The 7,208-nt window shown below is 73.6% G+C and carries 7 protein-coding genes, 1 pseudogene and 1 riboswitch; of the genes and pseudogenes, 3 read left to right on the top strand and 5 right to left on the bottom strand.

What is annotated here, in order from left to right; genetic code table 11:
* Window positions 1–118 precede the first annotated feature (118 nt).
* Together AQJ84_RS32880 and AQJ84_RS32875 are read left to right on the top strand one after the other, a co-directional pair.
* Window positions 119–622: pseudogene (locus AQJ84_RS32880) on the top strand (RNA polymerase sigma factor); the annotation flags it as partial.
* A 301-nt stretch (window positions 623–923) separates the two neighbouring features.
* Window positions 924–1,901 carry a CU044_5270 family protein gene (locus AQJ84_RS32875; RefSeq protein WP_030042819.1) on the top strand — a complete coding sequence of 326 codons (978 nt, stop codon included), beginning with the start codon at window positions 924–926 and terminating at the stop codon, window positions 1,899–1,901.
* A 13-nt stretch (window positions 1,902–1,914) separates the two neighbouring features.
* Here the strand turns inward: AQJ84_RS32875 and AQJ84_RS32870 are convergent, their stop codons facing one another.
* Both AQJ84_RS32870 and AQJ84_RS32865 read right to left on the bottom strand, forming a co-directional pair.
* Window positions 1,915–2,772 carry a bifunctional 5,10-methylenetetrahydrofolate dehydrogenase/5,10-methenyltetrahydrofolate cyclohydrolase gene (locus AQJ84_RS32870; protein WP_030042818.1) on the bottom strand — a complete coding sequence of 286 codons (858 nt, stop codon included), beginning with the start codon at window positions 2,770–2,772 and terminating at the stop codon, window positions 1,915–1,917.
* A 23-nt stretch (window positions 2,773–2,795) separates the two neighbouring features.
* Window positions 2,796–2,879: riboswitch (ZMP/ZTP riboswitch) on the bottom strand.
* 46 nt (window positions 2,880–2,925) lie between these two features.
* Complete coding sequence (locus tag AQJ84_RS32865) at window positions 2,926–3,291, bottom strand: nuclear transport factor 2 family protein (RefSeq protein ID WP_030042817.1); 366 nt, start codon at window positions 3,289–3,291, stop codon at window positions 2,926–2,928.
* 173 nt (window positions 3,292–3,464) lie between these two features.
* Here AQJ84_RS32865 and AQJ84_RS32860 point away from each other — a divergent pair, with 173 nt between their 5' ends.
* Window positions 3,465–3,770, top strand: coding sequence for a hypothetical protein (locus AQJ84_RS32860; RefSeq protein WP_030042816.1), 306 nt, complete (start codon window positions 3,465–3,467; stop codon window positions 3,768–3,770).
* A 71-nt stretch (window positions 3,771–3,841) separates the two neighbouring features.
* On the opposite strand, the gene AQJ84_RS32855 is transcribed toward AQJ84_RS32860, so the two are convergent.
* Genes AQJ84_RS32855 through AQJ84_RS43800 form a run of 3 tightly spaced genes read right to left on the bottom strand, consistent with a single transcriptional unit; the run spans window position 3,842 to window position 7,196 of the window.
* Complete coding sequence (locus AQJ84_RS32855; protein WP_030042815.1) at window positions 3,842–5,044, bottom strand: type III PLP-dependent enzyme; 1,203 nt, start codon at window positions 5,042–5,044, stop codon at window positions 3,842–3,844.
* Window positions 5,041–6,774 (bottom strand): IucA/IucC family protein, encoded by a 1,734-nt coding sequence (locus tag AQJ84_RS32850; protein WP_053190404.1) that lies wholly within the window; start codon window positions 6,772–6,774, stop codon window positions 5,041–5,043. Before AQJ84_RS32850 ends, AQJ84_RS32855 begins: the two co-directional genes overlap by 4 nt.
* Entirely contained in the window at window positions 6,774–7,196 is a 423-nt protein-coding gene (locus AQJ84_RS43800; RefSeq protein WP_053190403.1) for a hypothetical protein, read from the bottom strand. The genes AQJ84_RS32850 and AQJ84_RS43800 overlap by 1 nt, the downstream gene beginning before the upstream one ends.
* Window positions 7,197–7,208: the final 12 nt, after the last annotated feature.

The raw sequence follows: 7,208 nt of genomic DNA, 5'->3' as shown, positions 1-7,208 counted from the left end.
CAGGTGTCTCATGCCCCGCCTGTGTCCGAGGCAGGCCCACCGGTCACACTCGACGAGGGCGACAAGCGTCACGGAATTCGGGTGTGACGATCACGAGGGTGCCGGACACGAACGGAACATGAGCAACGACGAGGACTTCGCCGCTGCCTATCGCGAGCACTACTGGGCGGTCAGCCGCTATGTCGCGCGGCGGTTGGACGGGCGGGCCGGCGAGGTGGAGGAAGTGGTGGCGGACGTGTTCACGGTGGCCTGGCGCCGCCGGACCGACCTGCCCGAGTCCCCGCTGCCGTGGCTGTACGGCGTGGCACGCAACTGCCTGGCGAACGCGGTACGCGGCCATGGGCGCCGCCGCCGGCTCCTGGCCCGGCTCGGCAACGACGACACCGCGCACAGGCGGCACATCGCGGCGGGCCCCGACGCCGAGACCCCGGGCGGGTGGGTGCACGAGGCTCTCGCCCGGCTCTCCCCGTCCGACCAGGAGGTGCTGCGGCTGACGGCCTGGGAGGAACTCGGCCTCGACGAGGTCGCCGTCGTCCTCGGCTGCGGCAGCCGGGCCGCGTCGATGCGGCTGCACCGCGCCCGCCGCCGGCTGAGAGCCGAGATCGACCGCCTGAGTCCGGCGGCGCCCGCCGCGGACACGCACATGGCGTCTCCGCCGACCGGGCGGCCTGCGTCCCGTATGGCGCCTCCGTCGGTCGGGCCGTCTGCGTCGCACATGGCGTCTCGGTCGGAGGGGCCGTCCGGGTCGGATGGGCCGTCTCGGTCGGACGGGTTGGCTCGGTCGTACACGCCGTCTGCGCCGGACAGAGCACCCCAATCGTGCTGGGGGTCTCCGCCGAGCACGGCGCCCTCGTCTCCCGTGGCGTACCCGTCGAGCCGGACGACCCCGGCGCACTCCTCGATCTCGTCGAAGGAACACGGCCATGGCTGACGAACTGGAACTCCTGCGCCACGCCAATCCGGTCCCGGTCGACGCGGCCCACTTCGGTGACGGCCCCCTGGACCACCACGCCGAGCGGCGCCTGAACCGGCTGTTGCACGACGAGCCGACCGTCGGCCGGCGAGGACGCGCCCGTCTGCTCTGGGGCATGGTCGCCACGACCGTGGTCGCCGCCCTCGCGCTGACCCTCGTGATCGGCGGGCCGAGCACACCCCCAGCGGTGGCGGCCCCCCTTCCGCTGGTCGTTCAGGCCGACTCCACCCCCCTGCCGCTCGGGCGGTTGGCCGATCGGGCGGAGCGGGCCGCGGCGGACGGCTCGCCCGGGCTGCGCAAGGGCACCCATGTCCTGTCCTGGAGCATGGGGATGTCCGACGACAGGGCCCCGGTCACGTTCGCCGAGGAGCGGATCGTGCGCTGGAAGGCCGACGACAGCCACACGGAGCTGGTCGTGGCGACCGACCCGAGGCGCCCGGGCCGGCCGGTGCTGTCCGACGCGGACGGCGAACCGCGCCAGGTCGAGGACGGCCACGTCATCAGCAGGCGGACCTTCGGGCCGAGTTGGAGCGACGCACCGCCGCAGTCGCCGCCCCCGCGCGACCCGGCGCGGCTGCGCGCCTACCTGCAGGAGACCGAGTACCGCGACACACCACTCAGCACGCCCGAACTCCTCCACGCGGTCGCGGTGTTGCTCGACCACTGGACCCTCGGCGCCCGCGAGAACGCGGCAGTGGCGCGGCTGCTCGGGGAGGCCGAAGGGCTGCGGCCGGCCGGCCGGGTGACCGACCGCCTCGGCCGGCACGGGCAGGCGTACGTGTACGACACCCACGGCACCCGCCGGATGCTGATCATGGACGCGGCCACCGGTGCCGTCCTCGGTCTCGAGACCACCTTCACGGTGGACGAGCCCGAGTACGGCGTCCGGGCGGGCGACGTCATGGACTACAGCGCCTGGATGCGTTGACGGGATGCGCTGATCAGACTCCCCGGTCCCCGGTCTGCCGGGCGGCGGCGTCCACCGTCTGCTCCAGCAGCGTGGCGATCGTCATCGGTCCGACACCGCCCGGCACCGGCGTGATCAGCGAGGCCCGTTCCGCGGCGGAGTCGAAGTCGACGTCGCCGACGTTCCCGGCGTTGTACCCGGCGTCGACGACCACCGCGCCGGGCTTGATGTCCTGGCCCTTGATCAGCCGTGGCCGGCCCACGGCGGCGACCACGATGTCCGCCTCCCGGACGGCCGCCGACAGGTCCCGGGTGCGGGAGTGGCAATAGGTGACGGTCGCGTCGCGGGCGAGCAGCAGCATGCCGGCCGGCTTGCCCAGGATCGCGCTGCGGCCGACGACCACCGCCCGCTTGCCCGCCGGGTCCACGTCGTACTCGTCGAGCAGCCGCATGATCCCGCCCGGCGTGCAGGACACGAAGCCCGGCAGCCCGAAGCTCATGGTGGCGAAGGAGGCGAAGGTGACGCCGTCGACGTCCTTCTCGGGCGCGATCGCCTCGAACGCGGCCCGCTCGTCGATGTGCGCACCCATCGGGTGCTGGAGCAGGATGCCGTGCACCGCGGGGTCGTGCGACAGGGTGCGGAGCACGCCGACGAGTTCCTCGGTCGTCGTGGCGGCGGGCAGCGCCACGTGCCGTGACTCGATACCTGCCGCGCGGCAGCGGTTCCGCTTCATGCGGACGTACGTGACGGACGCTGGGTCCTCACCGACCAGCACGGTCGCCAGACAGGGTGCCTGGCCCGTGCGCTCGGTGAGGTGGGCAGCGCGCTTGGCGGTGGTTTCCAGCGTGCGCCGGGCGAGCGCGGTGCCCTCCATGAGCCGGGCCTGAGACATGATCCACTCCTGAGCTGATTCGACGGGATCGCCCAGGCGCACGGCATTCGGTTGAGCGGGCCGCTCCCCGGTGGTGCTCCACCTCAGCGCCAGTCACGGCCCGCGACCAGCCTAACGGAGGCCGTACCACGGTCAGTAGCGGTCTCCCCGCCGCTACTCGTCCCAGGCCTGGATGATGGTCTGTTCGACGATCTTCCCGTCCCGCAGCGACATCATCGACTCCGCGAGTACGCGTACCCCGTCGGGGTATTCGCAGCTCTCGCTGAACGCGACGCGGTCCTCCTGCACGACGCAGTGCTCCATCTTGTGCGTCATGTCGCGGCTGTAGACGTCGTTGAGCATGGCCTCGATCTCGGTCCTGCCGTGCAGGACCATGGGGTGGCTCGGCTGGGTGTTGCGGTCCACGACGCGTAGTTCCGCGTCGTCCGCGTAGAGCGACAGCAGTGTCGCCGCGGTCTGTCCTTCGATGCCCCGGCGCAGGGTCTCGGTGTCGAAGCCGGAGCGTGCCGTGGTTCCCATGGTGACCTCCTCCGAGGGCTGCGACCCGGCGAGGGAGCGGGCCGCCAGGACCTCCTCCTTAGAGACTCCTCCGCCCCGGCGGGCCCGGCAAGCCCAGTCCGCGCGCTCCGCCTCACGGGTGAGCGGCGCCCGGCGGCCGTGTCCGGCACCGGCCCGCCGGCGTTGCTGAGGGCATGATCTCAACACGACGTATCGTCGCCGCCGTGGGTCTCGCCGTCGGGGTCACCGGCCTCGCCGCACCGCTCGCGCAGGCGGCCGACGCGGCCGCCCCGGGCGGCGGCCAGTTCAACCCCGTCACCGCGCTCGACGCGCTCACCGTGGGCGACATCCCCGCGGCCCACCAGGACGAGGTCCCGCGGATCTCCCAGCAGCTGGCCGCACTCAACCGCGTCCAGGAGCTCGACAAACTGAACGAGCTGCACCAGGTCACCGACCTCGCAGCCCCGGTCACCGGGCTGCTGCCCGCCGTCGAGGCCTGACCGCACCCGCCTGAATCCCGAGGGCCGCCCGGATGTCCGGGCGGCCCTCGGCGTGTGAGCGGCGCGTCCTGTCACGCCGACTCTGCGCCGAGGAAGTGGAATCCGGGCCTCGGGTGCATCAGGAAGTCGTGGTGCGAGATGTTCCAGGCGTAGGCGCCCGCCAGTGAGAACGCCACCCGGTCACCGGCCCTGAGGCCCGGCGCCGGCACCCCGCGCGCCAACAGGTCCTTCGGGGTGCACAGTTGTCCGGACAGGGTGATCCGCCCGCCCTCGGCCGCCGGCCGCGGCCACGGATGCGGCCAGGCCTCCACCCTCAGCACGGAACACGGTTGGTCGTGTCCCTTCGTGGCCGGGGTCCGCAGATGGTGGGTACCGCCCCGGACGACGGCGAACTCCTCGCCGTGACTGCGCTTCACGTCCAGCACCTCGGTGACGTACCAGCCGCAGTACGCCGTCAGCGCCCGCCCCGGCTCGATGCGCACGGTGAGGCCCGGATGCGCCTCGGTCAGCCCGGCGAGACCTCCGCCGTACGCGGCCCAGTCGAAGCGGCGCTCCGGGTGGGCGTAGTCGACGGTCATGCCGCCCCCCACGTTCACTTCGGCGAGCGGCACGCCGAGGCCGGTCGCCCAAGCGACCACGGACTCGGCCACCGCCAGTTGCCCGGCGGCTTCCAGGCCGCTCGCCAAGTGGGCGTGCACGCCCCGCAGTTCGAGGTGAGCGTAGACGCCTTCGGCGAGCGCGCGGACGACCTCGCGGGCCCGGTCGGGGTCCATGCCGAAGGGCGCGGGCCGGCCGCCCATGGCCAGCGAACTGCCCGCCAACGCGCCTTCCGCGACCGGCAGGTTGACCCGGGGCAGCACCGCCACCCGTCGCCCCGGCGCGTGTCGCCTCGCCAACTCGGCCAGCACGCACAGCTCGTGCTCGCTCTCGACGTGGAAGCGCTCGACCCCGTGTTCCAGCGCGGCCGCCACCTCGTCCGGTGTCTTGCCGGGACCCCCGAAGGCGAGCGGTCGGCCCGGCATCGCTGCGGCGACATGGGCGAGTTCGCCGCCTGAGGCGACCTCGTAGCCGTCGACGTACGGCCCCAGCGCGGTGAGGATCTCCGGCTCGGGGTTGGCCTTGGCGGCGTAGTACAGCTCGACCCGCTCCGGGAGAGCCTCCCGCACGGCGGCGGCGTGCTGACGCAGGGCGGCCACATCGTAGACGTACGCCGGCAGTTCGGCGCAGGACAGGGCCAACGCGTGGTCGCGGACGGTGGGGGTCGGGTCGGTCATCGGGTGCTCCTGGTGGGGTCGCGCAGAACGTCCGCGGCGAGAGGGGACGGCAGCCGGACGTAGCCGGCCTCGCGGTCGGCCTTGCGCTCCCAGCGGGTGAGCAGGTTGGCCTTGGCGGGCAGTGGCACTCCCGCGAGCAGGGCGGCCAGGCGCGGTGGGCAGCCGCTGCGGTCCGCGTACGCCCGCAGGCTGTCCCGCACCCGACGCCACAGCGCTGCCTCGGCCCGCGGATGCAGGTCGGCCAGGGCGGCAAGCAGCTCGGCGACGTGGTTGACCAGCAGGCAGTACACGACCCGGTCCCAGCCGCGCTGCGCGTCGTACGTCATCGGGGCCGCCACCTCGGGTGGCAGTTCGGCGATCGTGTCGGTGTGGTGCTCGGGGACCAGCTTGGTTCCCTCCAGGTCGCGGAAGAGGACCTGGGCGGGCATGCCGTCGCCGTCGACGCAGACCAGGACGTTCTGGAGGTGGGGTTCCAGGACCAGGCCGTGGTCGAAGTAGGCGGCCAGCACGGGCGGCAGGAGCAGGTCGAGGTAGGCCGACCACCAGTCGAGGGCCCGCCGCTCGTCCGTGCCGTCGAGGAGGCGCGAGATGTGGGCCGCGCCGCTCGGGTACTCGTCGGCCACCGCGGCGGCGAGCAGGGGAGTGGTGCCCGGTGCGAGCCGCCCGGGCAGGCCCTCGCGGACGATGACGCCGAAACCCTCGAACAGTGCGCGGTCGGGTGTGCCGTCGGGGCCCGGCAGGGCGAGGGTGCGGTAGGCGGGCTCGCGGAGCACGGCACTGCCGGGGAAGCGCTCGGCCAGGTCGGCGAAGGCCGGTGCCAGGACCCGGGTGAGCGCGACGGCGCCGGACAGCTCGTAACTGCTGTTCTTGCGAACACAGTTGGTGATCCGCACGTTCAGGCTGAACTTCAGGAACGTCTCACCGTCGTACAGGGTGCGTACGGAGGCGGTGGCGGCGAAGGGCTGTCCGCCCGGGCCGAGGTCGAGGACGTCGCCGTCGGCGAGCGCCGCGCGCAGCGCCGGGTGCTCGCTGAGCGTCTCGTACTGCCAGGGGTGGGCGGGCAGGAGGCGGTAACCGTCGGGGAGGTCCCCGCGCCGGCCGTCGAGTGGCGCCAGGGCCGTCGGGTGGACGTGTTCCTCGGCGATCAGGTGGTCGCGGACCGCGAGGTGCCGCAGGGGGAAGACGGCGCCGGCCTCCGGAGCGTAGGCGGACCAGGCGCGCGGGTCACCGGTGCGGGCCTTGGGGGTCGGGTGGAAGCGGTGCCCGAACAGCAGCGACTGCTCGGAGGACAGGTAGGCGGAGAGGTGGTCGGAGGGTTGCCGCTCGGCTCGTGCGCCGGCCAGGGCGGTCGTGACCGCCGCGTGGCTGGAGGCGATCTGCTCCAGGAACTCCTCGTTGCGCACGCCGGTGCGCAGCGACAGTTCGTCGTGTGTGTACTCGGCCAGGCGCCGCCAGTCCACCGCCGTCCAGCCGTCCTCGCGCTGCTCGGTCACCGGGCCGGTGAACCGGTGCGCGCCGAGCAGTGAGGTGCGGCGCAGGGCCACGCGCAGCAGCACCCCGCGGCGTGGCAGCCGCAGCAGCAGACGTCCGTCGGCGACGACGGACTGGCGTTCGGGGCCCGACACCTCGCGCAGCAGACAGTTCAGGAGGGTGTGGGCCACCACCTCGTCGGCGGGGGGCAGTCCGGCGGGGGCGGCGGTGCTCTGCGGCGAGTGGGTCAGCGAGGACATCAACGGCTCCAGCGGGTGCGGAACTTCGGCGAGGGGAGAGCGGACGCGAGGATGGTGACGGTCGCGGCGGCACCGCCGGTCAGCACGGGCGCGGCCGGCCCGAAGCGGACGCTGCCCGCCGCCGCGGCCAGGCCGGCGGCGACCGCGCCGGCCTGGGAGAAGAACTCCGGCGAGCGGAACAGCCCGCCGGGCGACCGGCCCTGGGGGCAGTCGACTGCCGGCACCCGCAGACACGCCGGCCCGCGGGCGGGCCCGGCGCCCGGCGGCAGCCGTACGGCTGTCAGCGCGGGACGCGAACCGGCGGATGCCGCGAAGTGACGGCCCGCCACCGCCGGATGCGAACCGGCGGATGTCACGACGTCGCCGCCCGCCACCGCCGCGGGACGCGAACCGGCGGATGCCGCGAAGTGACGGCCCGCCACCGCGGGATGCGA

Origin of the sequence: Streptomyces resistomycificus (assembly GCF_001514265.1) — a bacterium.
In the GTDB taxonomy this organism is placed as follows: Bacteria; Actinomycetota; Actinomycetes; order Streptomycetales; family Streptomycetaceae; genus Streptomyces; species Streptomyces resistomycificus.
The sequence above is the reverse complement of the archived record's forward strand: the minus strand, read 5'-3'. Positions and strand labels throughout refer to the sequence as shown.